This is a genomic window from Bradyrhizobium sp. CCGB01, assembly GCF_024199795.1.
Lineage (GTDB): Bacteria > Pseudomonadota > Alphaproteobacteria > Rhizobiales > Xanthobacteraceae > Bradyrhizobium.
This window is the reverse complement of record NZ_JANADK010000001.1, coordinates 3,369,968-3,388,911: the sequence shown is the minus strand read 5'-3', so window position 1 is coordinate 3,388,911 and position 18,944 is coordinate 3,369,968. Positions and strand designations below refer to the sequence as shown.

The 18,944-nt window shown below is 64.9% G+C and carries 16 protein-coding genes; all 16 read left to right on the top strand.

The features are described 5' to 3' along the window. Positions 1 to 229 precede the first annotated feature (229 nt). The 16 genes from NLM25_RS15470 to NLM25_RS15395 all read left to right on the top strand — a co-directional run bounded on the left by NLM25_RS15470 (position 230) and on the right by NLM25_RS15395 (position 18,794). On the top strand, positions 230 to 1,234 hold the full coding sequence (locus tag NLM25_RS15470; RefSeq protein ID WP_254117771.1) for a tripartite tricarboxylate transporter substrate binding protein: 1,005 nt from the start codon (positions 230 to 232) through the stop codon (positions 1,232 to 1,234). An 87-nt stretch (positions 1,235 to 1,321) separates the two neighbouring features. Next, on the top strand, positions 1,322 to 1,819 hold the full coding sequence (locus NLM25_RS15465; RefSeq protein WP_254137502.1) for a tripartite tricarboxylate transporter TctB family protein: 498 nt from the start codon (positions 1,322 to 1,324) through the stop codon (positions 1,817 to 1,819). Positions 1,820 to 1,862: 43 nt separating this feature from the next. Next, complete coding sequence (locus NLM25_RS15460; RefSeq protein ID WP_254137501.1) at positions 1,863 to 3,362, top strand: tripartite tricarboxylate transporter permease; 1,500 nt, start codon at positions 1,863 to 1,865, stop codon at positions 3,360 to 3,362. Positions 3,363 to 3,787: 425 nt separating this feature from the next. Continuing rightward, positions 3,788 to 5,077 (top strand): oxalate/formate MFS antiporter, encoded by a 1,290-nt coding sequence (oxlT, locus tag NLM25_RS15455; RefSeq protein ID WP_254117768.1) that lies wholly within the window; start codon positions 3,788 to 3,790, stop codon positions 5,075 to 5,077. 262 nt (positions 5,078 to 5,339) lie between these two features. Further along, positions 5,340 to 6,662 (top strand): oxalate/formate MFS antiporter, encoded by a 1,323-nt coding sequence (gene oxlT, locus NLM25_RS15450; RefSeq protein WP_254117767.1) that lies wholly within the window; start codon positions 5,340 to 5,342, stop codon positions 6,660 to 6,662. A gap of 178 nt (positions 6,663 to 6,840) precedes the next feature. Then, a complete protein-coding gene (locus NLM25_RS15445) occupies positions 6,841 to 7,269 on the top strand; it encodes a CBS domain-containing protein (protein ID WP_254117766.1) in 429 nt (142 codons plus the stop codon). Positions 7,270 to 7,370: 101 nt separating this feature from the next. Then, positions 7,371 to 8,390, top strand: a complete 1,020-nt coding sequence (locus NLM25_RS15440; protein ID WP_254137500.1) for a 2-dehydropantoate 2-reductase — start codon at positions 7,371 to 7,373, stop codon at positions 8,388 to 8,390. Next, positions 8,390 to 9,175, top strand: coding sequence for a fumarylacetoacetate hydrolase family protein (locus NLM25_RS15435; protein WP_254137499.1), 786 nt, complete (start codon positions 8,390 to 8,392; stop codon positions 9,173 to 9,175). The genes NLM25_RS15440 and NLM25_RS15435 overlap by 1 nt, the downstream gene beginning before the upstream one ends. Before the next feature lie 531 nt (positions 9,176 to 9,706). Further along, positions 9,707 to 10,048 (top strand): hypothetical protein, encoded by a 342-nt coding sequence (locus NLM25_RS15430; protein ID WP_254137498.1) that lies wholly within the window; start codon positions 9,707 to 9,709, stop codon positions 10,046 to 10,048. Then, complete coding sequence (locus NLM25_RS15425; RefSeq protein WP_254137497.1) at positions 9,972 to 11,108, top strand: hypothetical protein; 1,137 nt, start codon at positions 9,972 to 9,974, stop codon at positions 11,106 to 11,108. The genes NLM25_RS15430 and NLM25_RS15425 overlap by 77 nt, the downstream gene beginning before the upstream one ends. 275 nt (positions 11,109 to 11,383) lie before the next feature. After that, positions 11,384 to 11,581, top strand: a complete 198-nt coding sequence (locus tag NLM25_RS15420) for a hypothetical protein (RefSeq protein ID WP_254137496.1) — start codon at positions 11,384 to 11,386, stop codon at positions 11,579 to 11,581. 59 nt (positions 11,582 to 11,640) lie between these two features. After that, positions 11,641 to 12,291, top strand: coding sequence for a hypothetical protein (locus tag NLM25_RS15415; protein ID WP_254137495.1), 651 nt, complete (start codon positions 11,641 to 11,643; stop codon positions 12,289 to 12,291). A gap of 317 nt (positions 12,292 to 12,608) precedes the next feature. Further along, complete coding sequence (locus NLM25_RS15410; protein WP_254117760.1) at positions 12,609 to 13,604, top strand: nitronate monooxygenase family protein; 996 nt, start codon at positions 12,609 to 12,611, stop codon at positions 13,602 to 13,604. A 25-nt stretch (positions 13,605 to 13,629) separates the two neighbouring features. Next, positions 13,630 to 14,601: a zinc-binding dehydrogenase gene (locus tag NLM25_RS15405; RefSeq protein WP_254137494.1), complete on the top strand. Its 972-nt coding sequence runs from the start codon at positions 13,630 to 13,632 to the stop codon at positions 14,599 to 14,601. A gap of 244 nt (positions 14,602 to 14,845) precedes the next feature. After that, complete coding sequence (locus NLM25_RS15400) at positions 14,846 to 16,237, top strand: cation-efflux pump (protein ID WP_254137493.1); 1,392 nt, start codon at positions 14,846 to 14,848, stop codon at positions 16,235 to 16,237. Positions 16,238 to 16,463: 226 nt separating this feature from the next. Then, positions 16,464 to 18,794 carry a PAS domain-containing sensor histidine kinase gene (locus NLM25_RS15395; protein ID WP_254137492.1) on the top strand — a complete coding sequence of 777 codons (2,331 nt, stop codon included), beginning with the start codon at positions 16,464 to 16,466 and terminating at the stop codon, positions 18,792 to 18,794. Positions 18,795 to 18,944: the final 150 nt, after the last annotated feature.

The following is an 18,944-nucleotide window of genomic DNA, read 5'->3' as shown; positions in this document are numbered from 1 at the left end:
TGCGTAACGCAGGACGGAACCGGCCAAGGGCGAGGCACGCTTGCCGCAAACCTTGACGGAGCCTTAGCCGAAAGAAGCGGATGCCGCGGCCTTTCCCTGCTCATAGAGTTTCGTTTGGGCTGCAATGGGAGATCGACCACAAAAGGTGACCCCAAGCATGTGAATCGAGATGGGCTGACGCAAGCCGGCAAAGAGCGGCTGCGTTCGAGGTTCGACAGGGAGAGAAAAGATGAAGCCGTTCGTTCATGCCGCTTTGGCGGCAATCGCGATGTCGTGCGCCGGCAGCACCGCAAGCCTTGCGGCCTGGGAGCCGGTTCGTCCGGTCGAGTTCATCGTGCCCGCGGGCACCGGCGGCGGCGCCGATCAGATGGCGCGCACCATCCAGGGCATCGTCACCAAGCACAATTTGATGAAGCAGCCGCTGGTCGTCATCAACAAGGCCGGCGGCGCAGGCGGCGAAGGCTTCCTCGACGTGAAGACGTCGACGAACAACCCGCACAAGATCATCATCACGCTGTCGAACCTGTTCACGACCCCGCTCGCGACGGGCATTCCCTTCAACTGGAAGGACCTGACCCCGGTCGCGATGCTGGCGCTCGACGAGTTCGTGCTGTGGGTCAACGCGGAGAAGCCGTACAACAGCGTCAAGGACTACGTCGACGCCACCAAGAAGGCGCCGAGCGGCACCTTCAAGATGGGCGGCACCGGCTCGAAGCAGGAAGACCAGATCATCACGGTCGGCATCGAGAAGGCGATCGAAGCGAAGTTCACCTACATCCCCTACAAGGGCGGCGGCGAAGTCGCGGTCCAGCTCGTCGGCAACCATGTCGATTCCACCGTCAACAATCCGATCGAGGCGGTTGCGCAATGGCGCGGCGGCAAGCTGCGTCCGCTCTGCGTCTTCGACGCCCAGCCGATGGCCTATGACGAGCCGATCGCCGACGGCAAGGCCTGGAAGGATATTCCGACCTGCAAGTCGCAGGGCCTCGCGATGGAATATCTCATGCTGCGCGGTATCTTCATGTCGCCCAAGGCGACAAAGGATCAGATCGAATATTACGTCGAGCTGTTCAAGAAAGTTCGAGCCACGCCGGAATGGCAGGACTTCATGAAGAGCGGCGCCTTCAACACGACCTTCCTGGCCGGAGCCGACTACGCCAAGTGGATCGAGGCGGAGGAGAAGCGCCACGAGGGCTTGATGAAGGACGCCGGTTTCCTCGCGTCCGGAAACTGATCCGCGACATCGATGACGGCCCGAGGACGCTGGTCGTCCTCCGGTCTGCCGTGACCGCGAAAGACTGCGATTCTGCCTGGAGGTCCCATGACTGAACAATCCGGATCCGAATCTGGCCCGGCACACAAGACGCTGGAGATCGGCATGGCGCTGCTGATCGGCGTCTTCGGCCTGGTCGTGATCTTCGGCAGCCTGAAGGCCGGCATCAACTGGGGCGCGGAGGGTCCGCGTGCGGGCTTCTTCCCGTTCTATGTCGGCGTCGCCATCGTCGGCGCAAGCGCCATCAACCTCTGGAGCGCGCGGCGCGACGACGACGGCCGGCTGTTCGCGGAATGGGGACAGCTCCGCCAGGTCATGAGCGTCGTCGTGCCCACCGCGATCTATGTCGGCTCGATGCCGTTCATCGGCCTCTACGTCGCTTCGATGCTGTTCATCGCCTGGTTCATGCGCTGGCTCGGCGGCTATCGCTGGCTGACGGTCATCGCAGTGGCGGTCGGCATGCCGGTGGTGACCTATCTGGTTTTCGAACGCTGGTTCCTGGTCCCGCTTCCCAAGGGTCCGCTCGAGGAATGGCTCGGCCTGTAATATCCCGCGCCTTCATTCAATTATTGCTGCAGGACGTATCGATATGGAAGAGTTGGCCAATCTGTTTCACGGCTTCGCGGTCGCGCTGCAGCCCTACAACATCCTGCTGATGATCATCGGCATCACGCTCGGCGTCATCATCGGCGTGCTTCCGGGGTTAGGTGGCGCCAACGGCGTGGCGATCCTGCTTCCCCTGACCTTCAGCATGCCGCCGACATCGGCCATCATCATGCTGTCCTGCATCTATTGGGGCGCCTTGTTCGGCGGCGCCATCACCTCGATCCTGTTCAACATACCCGGCGAGCCATGGTCGGTGGCGACGACCTTCGACGGCTATCCGATGGCGCAGCAGGGCAAGCCCGGCGAAGCCCTGACGGCCGCGTTCACCTCCTCCTTCGTCGGCGCGCTGTTCGCCGTCATCATGATCACGCTGGTCGCTCCGCTGGTCGCGGGCTTCGCGTTGCGATTTGGCCCGGCGGAGAAGTTCGCGGTGTACTTCCTCGCCTTCTGCAGCTTCGTCGGCCTCAGCAAGGAGCCGCCGTTCAAGACCATCGCGGCGATGATGATGGGCTTTGCGCTCGCGGCGGTCGGACTGGATTCGATCACGGGACAATTGCGCCTGACCTTCGGCGCCACGGAGCTGCTCAACGGCTTCGACTTCCTGATCGCCGTGATCGGCCTGTTCGGGATCGGCGAGATCCTGCTGACCATGGAGGAAGGACTGGCTTTCCGCGGCGGCAACGCGACCATCAACCTTCGCGTCGTGCTGCAAACCTGGCGGGAGCTGCCCGCCTACTGGATGACCTCGCTGCGCTCCTGCCTGATCGGATGCTGGATGGGCGTCACGCCCGCTGGTGCTACGCCCGCATCCTTCATGAGCTATGGCATCGCCAAACGGCTGGCGCGACGCGGCAACAATTTCGGCAAGGGCGAGATCGAGGGCGTGATCGCGCCGGAGACGGCCGCACATGCCGCGGGCACCTCGGCGCTGCTGCCGATGCTGTCGCTCGGCGTGCCCGGTTCGCCGACGGCCGCCGTGCTGCTCGGCGGGTTGTTGATCTGGGGCCTGCAGCCCGGTCCCATGCTGTTCGTCGAGCAGAAGGAGTTCGTCTGGGGCCTGATCGCGTCGATGTATCTCGGCAATCTCGCAGGCCTCATCGTCGTGCTGACCTGCGTGCCGATCTTCGCCGCGATCCTCCGCGTGCCCTTCGGCATCATCGCGCCGCTCATCCTGGTGCTCTGCGCGATCGGCGCCTATTCGGTGCACAACAGCACCTTCGACGTGATGCTGATGCTGGTGTTCGGCGTGCTCGGCTATCTCCTGAAGAAGTGCAACTACCCGCTCGCGCCGCTGGTGCTCGCCATCGTGCTCGGCGACAAGGCGGAGGAAGCCTTCCGTCAATCGCTGCTGGGATCGCAAGGATCGCTCGGCGTGTTCTTCTCCAACGGCCTCGTCAGCACGATCATGGCACTCGGTCTCGTCGCCCTGTTCTGGTCCGCGATCCAGGAAGGCTACACCCGCCTGCGCACGTCGATGGCGTGAGGCGCGGCCTGCGTCAGGCTGCCGCGAGAGTCGCGTCAAATCCGCCGCACCCCGGACTTCTGGAATAAAGAATTCCAGGAAATGCGCGGTCGCCGCACGACCGCGCGTCGATCTGCGCGCGCTGCGCGCACCGACTGGTCGGACGCTGAAAATCCCTGAGCCGCCGGTTTTCCAGAGCTTGCTTGCGGCCTCGCGCGGGGCCGAAGATTGACGTGACATCAATGCGTTGAGTGCCAGCGACCGCTGTTCCCATGATCGGGCTGGCAGCGATTGGGGCTTTACAATTCCGCGGCCGTGACGCATGTGAACAGGTCCGCGATATTTCGCCGCACCCTCCAGTCCCTCTGTTGAATCTTGGCATAATGAATACCAAGATGCGGGACAGCGCACGCATAAAAATGATCGGCGCCTTCGGGAGGGATTTGATGACGGACATGGTGCAGTCGACAGCGGCCCCAGGTGTCGCGCGCGTAAGTGATGCCTATCGCTGGACGCAGTTGGCGGTGGGCGTCGCCGCAATGGTGATGATCGCCAATTATCAATACGGCTGGACGTTCTTCGTCCCCGACATCCAGAAAAAGTTCGGCTGGGATCGCGCCTCGATCCAGTGGGCCTTTACGCTCTTCGTGCTGTTCGAGACCTGGCTCGTGCCGGTCGAAGGATGGTTCGTCGACAAATACGGTCCGCGCATCGTCGTGCTCGTCGGCGGCGTGCTCTGCGCTGTCGGCTGGGCGATCAATGCGCAGGCGACCTCGCTCAACGGCTTCTATCTCGGCATGATCATCGCAGGCATCGGCGCCGGCGGCGTCTACGGCACCTGCGTCGGCAATGCGCTGAAGTGGTTTCCGGACAAGCGCGGTCTTGCCGCGGGCATCACGGCCGCGGGCTTCGGTGCAGGCTCCGCGCTGACCGTCGCGCCGATCCAGGCCATGATCAAGGACAGTGGTTTCCAGACCACCTTCCTCTATTTCGGCCTCGGACAAGGCATCATCATCTGCATCCTCGCCTTCTTCCTGCTGGCGCCGAAAGCAGGCCAGGTGCCGAACGTCGTGGCGAACGCCAACCTGGTGCAGAGCCGCCGCAACTATCAGCCGACCGAAGTTCTGCGTCAGCCGATCTTCTGGCTGATGTACTTCATGTTCGTGATCGTCGGCGCCGGCGGCCTGATGGTGACGGCCAACCTGAAGCCGATCGCGGCCGACTGGAAGGTCGACAACGTGCCGGTCACGCTGATGGCGGTGACGATGACCGCGGTGACGTTCGCAGCGACGATCGACCGCGTGCTCAACGGCCTGACGCGTCCGTTCTTCGGCTGGATCTCCGACATGATCGGCCGCGAGAACACGATGTTCATCGCCTTCGGCATGGAAGGGTTCGGCATCTGGATGCTCTACCTCTGGGGCCACGATCCTCTCTGGTTCGTGCTGCTCTCGGGCTTCGTGTTCTTCGCCTGGGGTGAGATCTACTCGCTGTTCCCCTCGACCTGCACCGACACGTTCGGCGCCAAGTTCGCGACCACCAATGCCGGCCTGCTCTACACCGCGAAGGGCACCGCCGCGCTGCTGGTGCCGATCGCCAACTACATGCAGCAGTCGTCGGGCACCTGGGACAGCGTGTTCATCATCGCGGCCGGCGCTAACATCCTGGCCTCCCTGCTGGCGATCATGGTGCTCAAGCCCTGGCGCAAGGTCGTGGTCGCAAAATCGACGCTCTGACGCGCTTCACCACACAACGTTCAAGCAACGACGCCCGGCCTCACGGCCGGGCGTTTTCGTTTTGCACGAATTTCTTCAGATTCCGGTAATCCGAACGGAACCATGCATTTTGCTGCGCCGCGGCGCGAGATAGGGCTTGCCTTCTGGGATATGGTATACCAATGTCCTCGCCGCGCTTGCGACGATAAGCCACAACATTTGCGACATCGGGTCATCTTGCAATCCCAGGTCGCAATCAATCAGGCGCGTTGGGAGGTTCTTGATGATTTCCAGCCCGGATGGCGCCGTCACAGCCGCGCCTCTTCGCACAGGTTTCCGTTGGCTTCAGCTGGTCATGGGCATCGTCTGCATGGCGATGATTGCCAATCTGCAATACGGCTGGACGCTGTTCGTCGATCCGATCGATCACGAGCACCATTGGGGTCGCGCCGCGATCCAGCTCGCCTTCACCATCTTCGTCGTCACCGAGACCTGGCTGGTTCCGATCGAGGCCTGGTTCGTCGACAAATACGGTCCGCGCATCGTCATCATGTTCGGCGGCGTCATGATCGCGCTGTCCTGGGTGCTCAACTCCTACGCTGACTCGCTCACCCTGCTCTACGCAGCCGCCGTCGTCGGCGGCATGGGCGCCGGCGCGGTGTACGGCACCTGCGTCGGCAACGCGCTGAAATGGTTCCCCGACCGCCGCGGCCTCGCCGCCGGCGCGACCGCTGCCGGCTTCGGCGCCGGCGCTGCGCTCACCATCGTGCCGATCGCGACCATGATCGCAACGAGCGGCTACCAGCACGCCTTCCTCACCTTCGGCATCGGCCAGGGCGTGATCGTGTTCGTGCTCGCCTTCTTCATCCAGCCGCCGCGGATCTCGATCCCGCCGAAGAAGAAGCAGCTCAATCTGCCGCAGACCAAGATCGACTTCACCCCGCCGCAGGTGCTGCGCACCCCCATTTTCTGGGTCATGTATCTCGTATTTGTCATGGTCGCCTCCGGCGGCCTGATGACCGCGGCGCAGATCGGCCCGATCGCGCACGACTACAAGATCGCCGACACGCCGGTGACGCTCGCCGGCTTCCAGATGGCGGCGCTGACCTTCGCGATCTCGCTCGACCGAATCTTCGACGGCTTCGGACGCCCGTTCTTCGGCTGGGTCTCCGACACGATCGGCCGCGAGCACACCATGTTCATCGCGTTCGGCACCGCTGCGCTGATGCTCCTGACGCTGTCGGCCTACGGCCATGTCCCTGTCGTCTTCGTGCTCGCGACCGCGGTGTATTTTGGCGTGTTCGGCGAGATCTATTCGCTGTTCCCCGCGACCTGCGGCGACACCTTCGGCTCGAAATTCGCAACCACCAACAACGGCATGCTCTACACCGCGAAGGGCACGGCATCCCTGCTCGTCCCGCTCGCGAGCGTGATCTCGGCAACCTACGGCTGGAAGGCCGTGTTCGTGGTCGCGGTGGCGTTGAATGCGACGGCGGCGCTGACGGCGCTGTTCGTGATCAAGCCGCTGCGCCGCTCCTTCATCCTCGGCAAGGAAGCCGAGAGCGCGGGCACCGCGACCGGCAATGCCAAGACCGAGACGGCGTAACAGCCGCACACCTTGGACGGTTGAGAAAGGGGCGCAGCGATGCGCCCCTTTCTTTTTGGCTCGACGACAAACGTCAGCATTCCTGCCGCAAGAATTTTCGGATCAGCCAAATCGAGCGCTTGACGATTGGCATTATGTATACCACACTTGGCCAACATTTCACCCGAGGGAGGTTGCAATGCTGGTCGGAGATATTCTGCGCAAGAAGACGCCGCGCGTTGTTACGGTGCGAATGAACGAAACGGTGGGTATTGCCGCCAAGCTGATGCGCGCCAACAACATCAGCGCGCTGGTAGTCAAGGACGTGGTCCGCTCCGAGGGCAACACCGCGGTCGGCATGTTCACCGAGCGCGACGTGGTGCGCGCGGTCGCCGAGCACGGTGCGAACGCCATCAACGTGAAGGTCTCGCAACTCGTCTCGGTGCAGCAGCTCGTCTCCTGCACCTCGACCGACACGATCGAGCACGTCCGGCACCTGATGAACCGCAATCACATCCGGCACCTGCCCGTGATCGACGATTACAGCCTCGTCTCCGTCATCAGCATGCGCGACATCGCTGCTGCCATGGACGAAGCGATCAACGGCGCGCCGCAAGCGGCAGCCTAAGGCGACACACACTTCCCCTGCGACTACCGGCCCCGGCTCGGATCCCATCCGCGCCGGACCGGATCTTGCGTCCCAAAATTCCGGTTTCCCGCGAGGATTTCATGAAGATCTGCATCTACGGCGCCGGCGCGATCGGCGGATATCTCGGGGTTCAACTCGCGCGCGCTGGCGCAGATGTCAGCCTGATCGCACGCGGCGCCCACCTTGCCGCGATGCGCGAGCACGGCCTGACGCTGCTCGCGGGCGAGGAGAAGCACACCGTGCATCCGCGCTGCACCGACGACCCCGCCGAGCTCGGCGTGCAGGACTACATCATCATCACGCTGAAGGCGCATTCGATCACAGGCGTGATCGAGAAGATGCAGCCGCTGCTCGGGCCCCACACCCGCATCGTCACCGCCGTCAACGGCATTCCCTACTGGTACTTCTACAAGCACGGCGGCCAATACGAGAACTCGACGCTGGAGAGCATCGATCCGGGCGGACGGCAGTGGCGCGAGATCGGCGCCGAACGCGCCATCGGCTGCATCGTCTATCCCGCCACCGAGATCGAGGCGCCCGGCGTGATCCGCCACGTCTACGGCAACAATTTTCCGCTCGGCGAGCCCTCCGGCGAGATCACCCCCGACGTCCAGCGCCTCGCCGATCTCTTCGTCGCAGCCGGGCTGAAAGCGCCAGTGCTCGACCGCATCCGCGACGAGATCTGGCTCAAGCTCTGGGGCAATGTCTGCTTCAACCCGATCAGCGCGCTGACCCATGCAACGCTCGACGTGATCTGCACCGATCCCTCCACCCGTGCGCTGTCGCGCGCGATCATGGTGGAGACGCAAGGCATCGCCGAGACGTTCGGCGTCAAGTTCCGCGTCGACGTCGAGCGCCGCATCGAGGGCGCCCGCAAGGTCGGCGCGCACAAGACATCGATGCTCCAGGATCTCGAGCGCGGCCGTCCGATGGAGATCGACCCGCTCGTCACCGTGGTGCAGGAGATGGGCCGCCTCACCGGCATCGCCACGCCCGCGCTGGATTCGGTGCTGGCCATGGTGACCCAGCGCGCCCGCATCGCAGGACTCTATGACGGCGTTTCGACGCCATCAGATCCCCGCGCACTGGCGGTGGCGTGATGGCAAGCGAGATGAAGCAGTGGCTGCGCTTCCGCCACGCCGGTACGACCGGCTTCGGCACGCTTGCTCGCTCGGGCATCAGCGTGCATGAGGGCGAGATGTTCGGCCGCAACGTAAGCACCGGCAAGATTCTGGCGCTGTCGGAGGTCGAGCTGCTCGCGCCCTGCGCGCCCAGCAAGATCGTCGCGCTCTGGAATAATTTTCACGCCCTCGCCGCCAAGCTGAATCAGCCCGAGCCGCCGGAGCCGCTCTATCTGCTCAAGGCCACCACCAGCATCACGACACCGGGCGCCGTGATCCGCCGCCCGTCTTACTACGACGGCAAGACCACTTATGAAGGCGAACTCGGCATCGTCGTCGGCAAGACCTGCGCCCGCGTCTCGCCTGCTGAAGCGGACAGCTTCATCTTCGGCTACACCTGCGTCAACGACATCACCGCCAACGACATCCTGACCAGCGATCCCACTTTCCCGCAATGGGCCCGCGCCAAGGGCATCGACGATTACGGCCCGTTCGGCCCTGTGATCGCCACGGGCCTCGATCCGGCCAGCCTCGTGGTCCGCACCATCCTCAACGGGGCGGAGCGGCAGAACTATCCGATCTCGGACATGATCTTCACCGCGCAGGAGCTGGTCAGCAGGATCTCTCACGACATGACCCTGCTCCCGGGCGACCTCATCGCGGTCGGCACCTCGGTCGGCGTCGGCGTGATGAAGGAGGACGTGAACATTGTGACCGTCGCGATCGACGGCATCGGCGAGCTGACCAACGAGTTTCGGCTGTAGCCTCGCCGTCATTTCCCCGGCGCAACTCCGTCGTGCCCCGGAATGAAGGCTCGCCGGTCATTTTCGCCGCAGCGCGGCAAAATTGATCCTGCGCAAATTGCGCCGTCGCGGCCGCCGCTATCCTCCCCGGCAATCGAATTCTGATGCCGGGGAGGACGCCATGACGAATGCCGAGTATGCGCTTTTGTGGACGGCTCTGTACTTTGCTCTCGCGTTCGCTGCGATCTTCGTGGTCTGGTTCGCCGACAAGATGCGCTCGAACTTCCGCGGGAAATGATCGGCTGAGGTGCGCCTCGCCTCGACGCCCGTTTCTGGTGCCGTAACCCGAATTGCGCGTCGCTCCATCCGGGCGACAGAACACGTCCACCTCGGGAAAACCCGGCAAGCTACGCCCGCTCCGCTGATCGGCTGACGCAACCAGCGGTGGATCGCGCTACGGGACGCATCACACACACCCGCGCGCCCCTTGATCTCGGTTCCGCCCTCCAATAGCAATCATGGCGAAAATGTGTGCCGGCTGAGGACGTCACGATGTGGCTGTTTTTCCTGGTTGCCTGGTTTGTCCTGCTAGCTGCCATCGCGCTTCTCGCCGAGCAGGCGTTTGGTTACGACGTCACCCACCTGCCCGCCCTGTTTGCGGGCCTGCCGATGCCGCAGCGCATCGCGACCGGCGCGATCGTGACGCTCGGGCTGGCGCTGATCGGCGCCCCCGCCTGGCGGCTCTCGCGCCAGGACCGGCGCCTCAATACGCTGCGCGACCGCCTCAAGAAGACCCGCGAGGACGTCGTCGTCGCTCATGCCCTGCAACCTCGACGCCACCGTCCAGCACCTGATCGAGAGCGATCCCCGGCAGGCCGTCTCCGCGCTCCATGACAAGCTGAGCGAGACCGAGCAGCGCGCTTTGCTCCAGCAGGGCCGCAACGAATCCACCGACATGCACGATCAGCTCGCCGAGATCCGCCGGCGCCAACAGGGGGTGCGAGAGATGGTCGGCAAGGTCGCCGACCAGCGCCGCGCGGTCGAACCTGTTTTCACGGAGATCCGCGACCGCCAGAACCAGCTCGAACGCTCGCTACTCGACCTTGAGACCGACGACCGCAAGAACAACCTCGCCGACCGCCTGAAAGACGTGGCGCGCGACGTATCGGCGCTGCTGTCGCGGGTCAATGCGGTCCAGGACACTTTCGTGACCCTCAACCAGTACAAGGAAGACCTGGCGAAATCCCACGCCGAGTTGGCGCCGCTACGCTCGCCGGACGCCGGCATCAATGCCCTGATGAGCGAGCTCGGCCTCAGCCATGACCGCCTGGCCAAGAGCATCGACGAGCTCGAGACCGGCGGCGAGGTGCCGCTCGGCACCCGCGTCGAGACGCTCTCGAAGAACAAGATCGAGATCGAGCAGCGCCTTGCCCGCATCGACGACAGCTTCAACATCCTGAAAGCGATCCGCCTCGACTTCGAGGAGCTCGGCCAGCGCCAGGCCCAGCTCGAACGCTCGCTCGCCGACATCGAGACAGATCCCGAAGGCAAGACGCTTGCGGAACGCCAGAACGCGCTGAACGATTTCGTCCTCCAGTCACGCCAGCGCCTCGGCGCGCTGCAGGAGACGCTGGCAACGCTGAACGCCTTCAAGACGGAGCTGTCGAAATCGCAGGCCGATCTCGTCCCGCTGAACGCGCCGGTGTTCGGCATCGAGGCCCTGATCGCGGAGGTCGGCGCCACGCGCGATCTCCTGGCCAAAACCGTCGGCGAGATCGAGGGAAGCGGCGACGTCACCCTCGCCTCGCGCGTCGATGCACTCGCCAAGAGCAAGCGCGAGGTCGAGGACCGCCTCGCCCGCATCTTCGACAATTTCAACGCGCTCGATGCCTTGCGCAAGGACATCGGCGGCATCTTCGCGACGATCAGGAACGGCCTGAACCGGATCGGGTGAGAACAAATGATCTCGTAGCCCGGATGAGCGAAGCGACATCCGGGACGGATGTCTCCGCGAGCACTCCCGGATATCGCTTCGCTCATCCGGGCTACGGCACCGACGTCCACCCCGCCCCGAAACATCCAGACACATCATATCTGCGTACGCCCGAGATATGCCGCCAACTTGTCCCGCGCGCGCCGCAACTTGGACGCATTCCGCCGCCCTTCTGTGAGCGTGTCTGGGGGGCACGGCTGTGCCGTGTTTGGACCAAACCTTCTAGGGGTATCACTGTGAAGAAGATTGTAATTGCTCTGGGTGCCACGCTTGCTCTGGTGACGGCTGCGAACGCCGCGGATCTGCCGCGCCGCCAGCCGGTGCCCGCCTATCCGGCGGCGCAGCCCCCGATCGGCAAGATGCCGATTGGCAAGAGCCCGATTGGAAAGGCCCCGATCGGCAAGGCGCCCGGCCCGGTCGCTGCGCGCTACTGAGCGCACGGAAATACGCGCAAGACAATTGCGTAAGCGGCCGACAGTCGAGGGGGCACAGCGTGAAGAACAAACCTGATCGATCGGGATCCTGCATCCTTGCGGGATTCGCGCTCGCGGCCATGATCGCGTGCACGTCACCCTCAGCCTCGGCCCACGAAGCGAACAAGCGCGTTGCCGATGCCAATGCGCTTGCCACGGCCGACACCGCCTCACGACCGGCGCCGCAATCGACGCGGCGCTCCGTCGCGCGCGCGGAGAAAGGTCCCTATTACGTCGACTTCCGCGCGCGGACGGCGGCAAGCTGGGGCCATGCGTTCGTCTGGTACGGCAAGACCAGCGAGCGCGCCGTCGAGGTCGCGGGCCTGACGCCGGCCGGCGACACCTGGGCCTACGTGCTCGGTCACCTCACCTGGGTGCCATCCGAGACCGGCGCGAGCTACGGCGATCTCGATCCGGACTATCTGACCGCAAACTACCGCGTCTATCTGAGCGAAGCCGACGCCAAGCGCGTGTTCGCCTACATCAAGAAATTGCAGGCAAGCTCGCCGGTCTGGAACGCCGAAACCACCAACTGCACCGGCTTCATTGGCGACATCGCCGAGTTCATGGGATTGAAGGTCCCCTACCGCTGGCAGCGTCCGGAAAACTTCGTCAACAGCCTCAAGGAAATGAACGGTGGCCGCCAGATGGTGCGGCTGTCGGCGGAGTAGCGGTTCGCTCCATACTCGGTGTCATTGCCCGCGAAAGCGGGCAATCCAGTATTCCAGAGACAGCTCGGCTAGAACCGAGAAGCCGCGGCGTACTGGATACCCCGCTTTCGCGGGGTATGACGGCGGAGTTCGAGGAAAGAACTGCACCAAGGGCAACACGCACCCGAATTATCCGCCCTGCGGAATCTCGCTCATCCCTCGCATGACGCCCCGCCCTCACCGCACGTCCCCGCTGATAGACATTTCCCGACCCGGGCGGCATCCTCCCGCCATCAACCGACAACAGAGCCTGCGGGCCGCCCAGGGGGAAACAGATCATGCTGCAGACACGGTTCACCAAACTCGTCGGCGTCGAGCATCCGATCGTCCAGGGCGGCATGCAATGGGTCGGCCGGGCCGAGCTGGTCGCGGCGGTCGCCAATGCCGGCGCGCTCGGCTTCATCACGGCGCTGACCCAGCCGACGCCGGAGGACCTCCGGAAGGAGATCGCGCGCTGCCGCGACCTCACCGACAAGCCGTTCGGCGTCAACCTCACCATCCTGCCCGCGATCAAGCCGCCGCCCTATGCCGAGTACCGCGCCGCCATCATCGAGAGCGGCATCACGGTGGTCGAGACCGCCGGCAACAAGCCGCAGGAGCATGTCGACGAGTTCAGGAAGCACGGCGTCAAGGTCGTGCACAAATGCACCAGCGTCCGCCACGCCCTCTCGGCCGAGCGGATGGGCGTCGACGCCATCTCGATCGACGGCTTCGAATGCGCCGGCCACCCCGGCGAGGACGACACCCCCGGCCTGATCCTGATCCCGGCCGCCGCCAACAAGATCAAGATCCCGATGATCGCCTCGGGCGGCTTTGCCGACGCCCGCGGCCTCGTGGCGGCGCTGGCGCTCGGCGCCGAGGGCATCAACATGGGCACCCGCTTCATGGCGACCAAGGAGAGCCCGATCCACCAGCTCATCAAGGAGAAGATCGTCGCCAACGACGAGCGCGAGACCGAGCTGATCTTCCGCACCATGCGCAACACCTCCCGCGTCGCCAGGAACGAGATCTCGACCAAGGTCGTCGCGATGGAGAAGGAAGGCGCCAAGTTCGAGGACATCCGCGAGCTCGTCGCCGGCGCCCGCGGCAAGATGGTCTATGCGACCGGCAATTCGGACGAAGGCATCTGGTCGGCCGGTCAGGTGCAGGGCCTGATCCAGGACATCCCGAGCTGCGCCGAGCTCATCTCGCGCATCGTCCGCGAAGCCGAAGCCATCATTCGCAGCCGGCTCGAAGGCATGATCGCTCAACCGAGCGCGCAAGCCGCGGAATAATCACTGCAAGAAGCGAGAGTAATTCATGAAGGCTTATGTCTACGGCCCTGACGGCGCTAGGATTTCCGACGTCGCTCAACCAAAGCCCAAAGGCACGCAGGTGCTGGTCCGTGTCCGCGCCTGTGGCCTCAATCGCGCCGACACCGGCATGCGCAAGGGCCACGCCCACGGCGCGGCCGGCGGCGTCGGCACCGTGCTCGGCATGGAATGGGCCGGTGAGGTCGCCGAGCTCGGACCGGATGCGAAGGGGGTGAAGGTCGGCGATCGCGTCATGGGCTCGGGCGGCGCCGCCTTCGCCGAGTACACACTCGCCGATCACGGCCGGCTGTTCCGCGCGTCCTCGAACATGAACTTCGAGGAAGCCGCCACCCTCCCGGTCGCGCTCGCGACTATGTACAACGCCGTCGTCATGGTCGGCGGCGTGCAGCCTGGCCAAGCCGTGCTGATCCAGGGTGCCAGCTCCGGCGTCGGCCTGATGGCGATGCAGATCGCCAAGCTGAAGGGCGCCAGGCTCGTGATCGGCTCCTCGACCGATGCCTATCGCCGCGGCCGGCTGAAGGAGTACGGCGCCGACCTCGCGGTCGACTCCTCCGATCCCAAATGGGTGGACGAGGTGCTGAAGGCGACCGGCGGCGAAGGCGTCGATCTCATCGTCGACCAGGTCTCCGGCAAGGTCGCGAGCCAGAACCTCGCCGCCACCAGGGTCAAGGGCCGCATCGTCAATGTCGGCCGGCTCGGCGGCACCCATGCCGACTTCAACTTCGACCTGCATGCCGCGCGCCGCATCGACTATGTCGGCGTCACCTTCCGCACCCGCACCATCGAGGAGGTCCGCGAGATTTTTGAAGAGGTTCGCAAGGATATCTGGAGTGCGGTGGAAGCGCGAAAGCTGCAACTGCCGATCGACAAGGTCTATGCGTTCGACGACATCGACAAGGCGTTCGAGCACATGGAGGCGAACAAGCATCTGGGGAAGATCGTCGTGACGGTGCCGTAGGGGCCACCAAGGCGACGGTGTCGTAGGGTGGGCAAAGCGGAAGCGTGCCCACGATCTGTAACCATCACGGAAGAACGTGGGCACGGCGCTTTGCGCCTTTGCCCACCCTACGAGACCTAGCGCGTGGCAGGGAGCTACCCTTCAATTCGGAAGCATTCGCAATAGCTTCGCTCCTGCAACTCACTCGCGACTATAGCTGTGGATCGTCGCTTGATGTTCGCTCTTAGGCTGCTAAATCCCCGCGATGACTTCCCAGCACAACAAAACCTCGGTCGCGGCCATCTCGATCTTCGCCAGCGGCGGCATGGCGGCGGCCAAGTTCGCGGTCGGGATCGCGATCGGCTCGCTCGCGCTGATCTCCGAGGCCCTGCATTCCTCGATCGACCTGGTCGCGACCATCATCACCTGGGCGGTGGTGCGGGTCTCCGACAAGCCGGCGGACGAGGAGCACCATTACGGCCACGGCAAGCTGGAGAGCATCTCCGCGCTCGGTGTCACCGCCCTGCTCTACGTGCTCGCCGGCGGCATCCTGGTCGAATCCTATAGCCGCCTGCGCGAGGGAACCGCGCCGCCGACGATCTCGGCCGTGCCGTTCGTGGTGCTGGTGATCGACATCGTCGTGAACCTGTGGCGCGCCCGCGCCCTGCACCGCGCCGCGCGGGAGACGCGCAGCCAGGCGCTCGCCGCCGACGCGCTGCATTTCGCCTCCGACGTGATGGGCTCGTTCGCCGTGATCGCGGGCCTGATCCTCGCCGCCCTCGGCTTCTGGTGGGGCGACGCGGCGGCCGCCGCCGCCGTTGCCGTGATGATCGCCCTGCTCGGCCTGCGCATGGCCGGGTCGACCGTGGAGACCCTGGTCGATCGCGCCCCCGAGGGCGCGCAGCAGAAGGCCACGGCCGCGATCCGCAGCGTCCCCGGCGTGATCGGCGTCGAACGGCTGCGGGTGCGCATGGTGGGAGCGACCACCTTCATCGACGCCATCGCGAAGGTGCCGCGGACCTATCCGATCGACCGCGTCGAGGAGATCAAGCGCAAGGCGCAGGCGGCCGTCGACAGAGCATTCGGCGACGCCGACCTCACCTTCACTGCCGTGCCCGTCGCGCGCGACAACGAGACCGTACGCGACCGGATCATGGTGATCGCGCACAATTCGGGTCTCGCCATCCACCACGTCACGGTGCACGATCTGGGCACAGTGCGGGATCTGGGCGCCAAGCTGATCGTCGGCATCGACCTCGAGGTCGACGCCGGGATGCGGCTCGACGCCGCCCACGACATCGCCAACACGCTGGAGCGCAACATCCAGGAGGAGTTCGGCGCGGACGTCGAGGTCGACGTCCACATCGAGCCGCTGGAACCGGAACTGCCGTTCGGGGTCGACGCGGTGCCGGAACGGGTGCAGGCGATCGCCTCCGCCCTGACGGAATTTGCCGCCGGCAGCGAGATCCACGACATCCACAATGTCCGCGTCCGCAACACCGACGCCGGCGAGATCGTCAACTTCCACTGCCGCGGCGAGCCGTCGATGAGCGTCATCAAGGTGCACGAGCATGTCGACGCGATCGAGCGCGCGCTGCGCCGCGCGTTCCCGAGCGTGAAGCGCGTGATCAGTCACGCCGAACCGCCGCGCGCGTGATCCAGAATGTGCGCGGAGTCACACGTTCTCGTTTCGGACTCGCCGCGCACGCAAGTTTGCGGCCGCGCGATGCGCGAACTGCCCGTTGGATAAGAATAAATTCGCGTTAACGATTCGTTGACTCTCGACAGCCTGCGAAAACTGGATTCAAATCGGACATGATTCGGAAGCGATGTGGGGCTGCTTCCGAGCTTCAGTTGCAAGCAGGTTTCAGGGGGCCGAAGGCATGGCGCGCGCAGACGCCGCGAACGCGTGTGTCCAATCCGATTCGATCAAGGGATTGGCGCAATCGATCGCGAAACCTGCCTATCATCGGCTCCTGATCGCGGAGCCGGCGCTGCGCCGCGCCGTGCCGACGCTCATCATCGCATTCCTGATCACGATCTGCCTCGGCGCGTTCGTGCAGGTCGTCGATCAGACGCGCCAGAAGCGGCAGGTCGTCCGCCACGACATCTCGGCGCTGGCCGACCTGCTCGCCGAGCGTATCGATCGCCTCACCTTCACGCGGCAGGAGCGGCTGAAGAACATCGAGAACCTGCCGTCCCTGCTGCCCGATCTGATCCCGTCCTGGGGCACGGCCGCCGGCCGCCACGTCGTCGTCACCTCGGCCGGCATCGACCGCCGCATCCTCGCCCGCATTCCCATCGACCGCGACCCGGCCGGCAACGACCGCCTGCTCGATGCGATCACCACGGCGCAATTGCTCGCGGCGCCGCCGCGCGACAACAACGTCTCCGACATGGCGCTGCCGAGCGGCAACGTCGCGATGGCGACCTCGCGGCAGATCAAGTCGCTGCCGGGCCTCGTCACCGTGATCCAGGAGCGCAACGAGCCGATCTGGGGCTCGGACGCCGCGCTCTCGGTGACGCTGTCGGCGACCACCGGCTTCGTCGTGCTGATCCTCGGCTTCGCCTTCCACTGGCAGTCGACCCGCGCCCGCGAGGGCGACCTGATCAACGACGCCGTGCGCGGCCGCATCGACACCGCGCTCAACCGCGGCCGCTGCGGCCTGTGGGACTGGGATCTGTCGCGCGGCCGGATCTTCTGGTCGCAGTCGATGTTCTCGATGCTCGGCCTCGACGGCCGCAACGAGCTCCTCACCTTCGGCGAGGTCAACGCGCTGGTGAAGTCCGACGACATCGACCTGTTCGAGATCGCCGACCAGCTCATCTCCGAGAAGATCGACCACATCGACCAGACCTTCCGCATGCAGCATGTCGACGGGCACTGGATCTGGCTCCGCGTCCGCTGCGAAAAGACGCGCGGGGCAACCGATTCCAGCGTGCACCTGATCGGGATCGCCGTCGACATCACCGAGCAGAAGAGCCTCGCCGAACGCACCGTCGAAGCCGACCTTCGCCTGCGCGACGCCATCGAGACCATTCCGGAGGCCTTCGTGCTGTGGGACGCGAGCGACCGCCTCGTGCTCTGCAACTCGCACTTCCAGCGCCTGCACAAGCTGCCCGACAGCGCCGTCATCCCCGGCACCTCCTACGAGACCGTGCTCGAAGTCGGCCGCATGCCGGAGGTCCGCACCCGCCACAACGAGACCGCGAGCCAGGGTCCGGGCGCGCGCACCTTCGAGGCGCAGCTCGACGACGGCAGCTGGCTGCACATCAGCGAGCGCCGCACCAAGGACGGCGGCTACGTCTCGGTCGGCACCGACATCACCCGCATCAAGGAGCACGAGCAGAAGCTGGTCGACAACGATCTGCGCCTGCGCGCCACCGTCATCGACCTCAAGCGCTCCCAGGCCGCCCTCGAGCGCCAGACCAACGAGCTCGCCGATCTCGCCGAGAAGTACCAGCGCGAGAAGACCCGTGCCGAGGAAGCCAACCAGACCAAGTCGAAATTCCTCGCCAATATGAGCCACGAGCTGCGCACGCCGCTCAACGCCATCATCGGCTTCTCCGAGATCATGGGCTCGGGCATGTTCGGCGAGCTCGGCTCGGAGAAGTACCAGGAGTACTGCCAGGACATCCTGACCAGCGGCCATTACCTGCTCGAAGTCATCAACGACATCCTCGACATGTCCAAGATCGAGGCCGGCCGCATGAAGCTCGACATGGAAGAGCTCGACCTCGGTCAGACGCTCGCGGAGTCGCTGCGCGTCGTCTCCGGCCGCGCGCACGACAAGCACCTGACGCTCGATGCCGAGATCGAGAAATCGATCTCGGTCGTTGCCGACCGCCGCGCGGCCAAGCAGATCATCGTCAACCTGCTCTCCAATGCCGTGAAGTTCACGCCCGACGGCGGACGCATCGTGGTGCGCAGCCGGCAGCTCGACGACCGGATCGTGCTGATGATCGCCGACACCGGCATCGGGATCGCGTCGCATTCGCTGGCGCGGCTCGGCCGCCCCTTCGAGCAGGTCGAGAGCCAGCTCACCAAGACCTATCACGGCTCCGGACTCGGACTTGCGATCGCGCGCTCGCTGGCCCAGCTCCACGGCGGCTCGATGCGGCTGCGCTCGAAGATCGACGTGGGCACCGTCGTCCGCGTGACCCTGCCGCGCGATGCGATCAAGGCGGCGGCCGCGATGTCGGCTGCGGCCTAGAGCACGGCAAGAAGCTCGCCTGCGGCCATCCTTCGAGACGCCCGCCTCCGGCGGGCCCTCAGGATGAGGGCCAGAGAACGCAGCAGCAGTTTCAACGAACACCGATACAACGGAGCCTCATCCTGAGGACCGCCACCGGGTCCGCGCAAA

Excerpts from the sequence above, each read along its gene's own strand:
- NLM25_RS15470 (WP_254117771.1), top strand. The coding sequence starts at position 230 with ATGAAGCCGTTCGTTCATGCCGCTTTGGCGGCAATCGCGATGTCGTGC.
- NLM25_RS15465 (WP_254137502.1), top strand. The coding sequence starts at position 1,322 with ATGACTGAACAATCCGGATCCGAATCTGGCCCGGCACACAAGACGCTG.
- NLM25_RS15460 (WP_254137501.1), top strand. The coding sequence starts at position 1,863 with ATGGAAGAGTTGGCCAATCTGTTTCACGGCTTCGCGGTCGCGCTGCAG.
- oxlT (WP_254117768.1), top strand. The coding sequence starts at position 3,788 with ATGACGGACATGGTGCAGTCGACAGCGGCCCCAGGTGTCGCGCGCGTA.
- oxlT (WP_254117767.1), top strand. The coding sequence starts at position 5,340 with ATGATTTCCAGCCCGGATGGCGCCGTCACAGCCGCGCCTCTTCGCACA.
- NLM25_RS15445 (WP_254117766.1), top strand. The coding sequence starts at position 6,841 with ATGCTGGTCGGAGATATTCTGCGCAAGAAGACGCCGCGCGTTGTTACG.
- NLM25_RS15440 (WP_254137500.1), top strand. The coding sequence starts at position 7,371 with ATGAAGATCTGCATCTACGGCGCCGGCGCGATCGGCGGATATCTCGGG.
- NLM25_RS15435 (WP_254137499.1), top strand. The coding sequence starts at position 8,390 with ATGGCAAGCGAGATGAAGCAGTGGCTGCGCTTCCGCCACGCCGGTACG.
- NLM25_RS15430 (WP_254137498.1), top strand. The coding sequence starts at position 9,707 with ATGTGGCTGTTTTTCCTGGTTGCCTGGTTTGTCCTGCTAGCTGCCATC.
- NLM25_RS15425 (WP_254137497.1), top strand. The coding sequence starts at position 9,972 with ATGCCCTGCAACCTCGACGCCACCGTCCAGCACCTGATCGAGAGCGAT.
- NLM25_RS15410 (WP_254117760.1), top strand. The coding sequence starts at position 12,609 with ATGCTGCAGACACGGTTCACCAAACTCGTCGGCGTCGAGCATCCGATC.
- NLM25_RS15405 (WP_254137494.1), top strand. The coding sequence starts at position 13,630 with ATGAAGGCTTATGTCTACGGCCCTGACGGCGCTAGGATTTCCGACGTC.
- NLM25_RS15400 (WP_254137493.1), top strand. The coding sequence starts at position 14,846 with ATGACTTCCCAGCACAACAAAACCTCGGTCGCGGCCATCTCGATCTTC.
- NLM25_RS15395 (WP_254137492.1), top strand. The coding sequence starts at position 16,464 with ATGGCGCGCGCAGACGCCGCGAACGCGTGTGTCCAATCCGATTCGATC.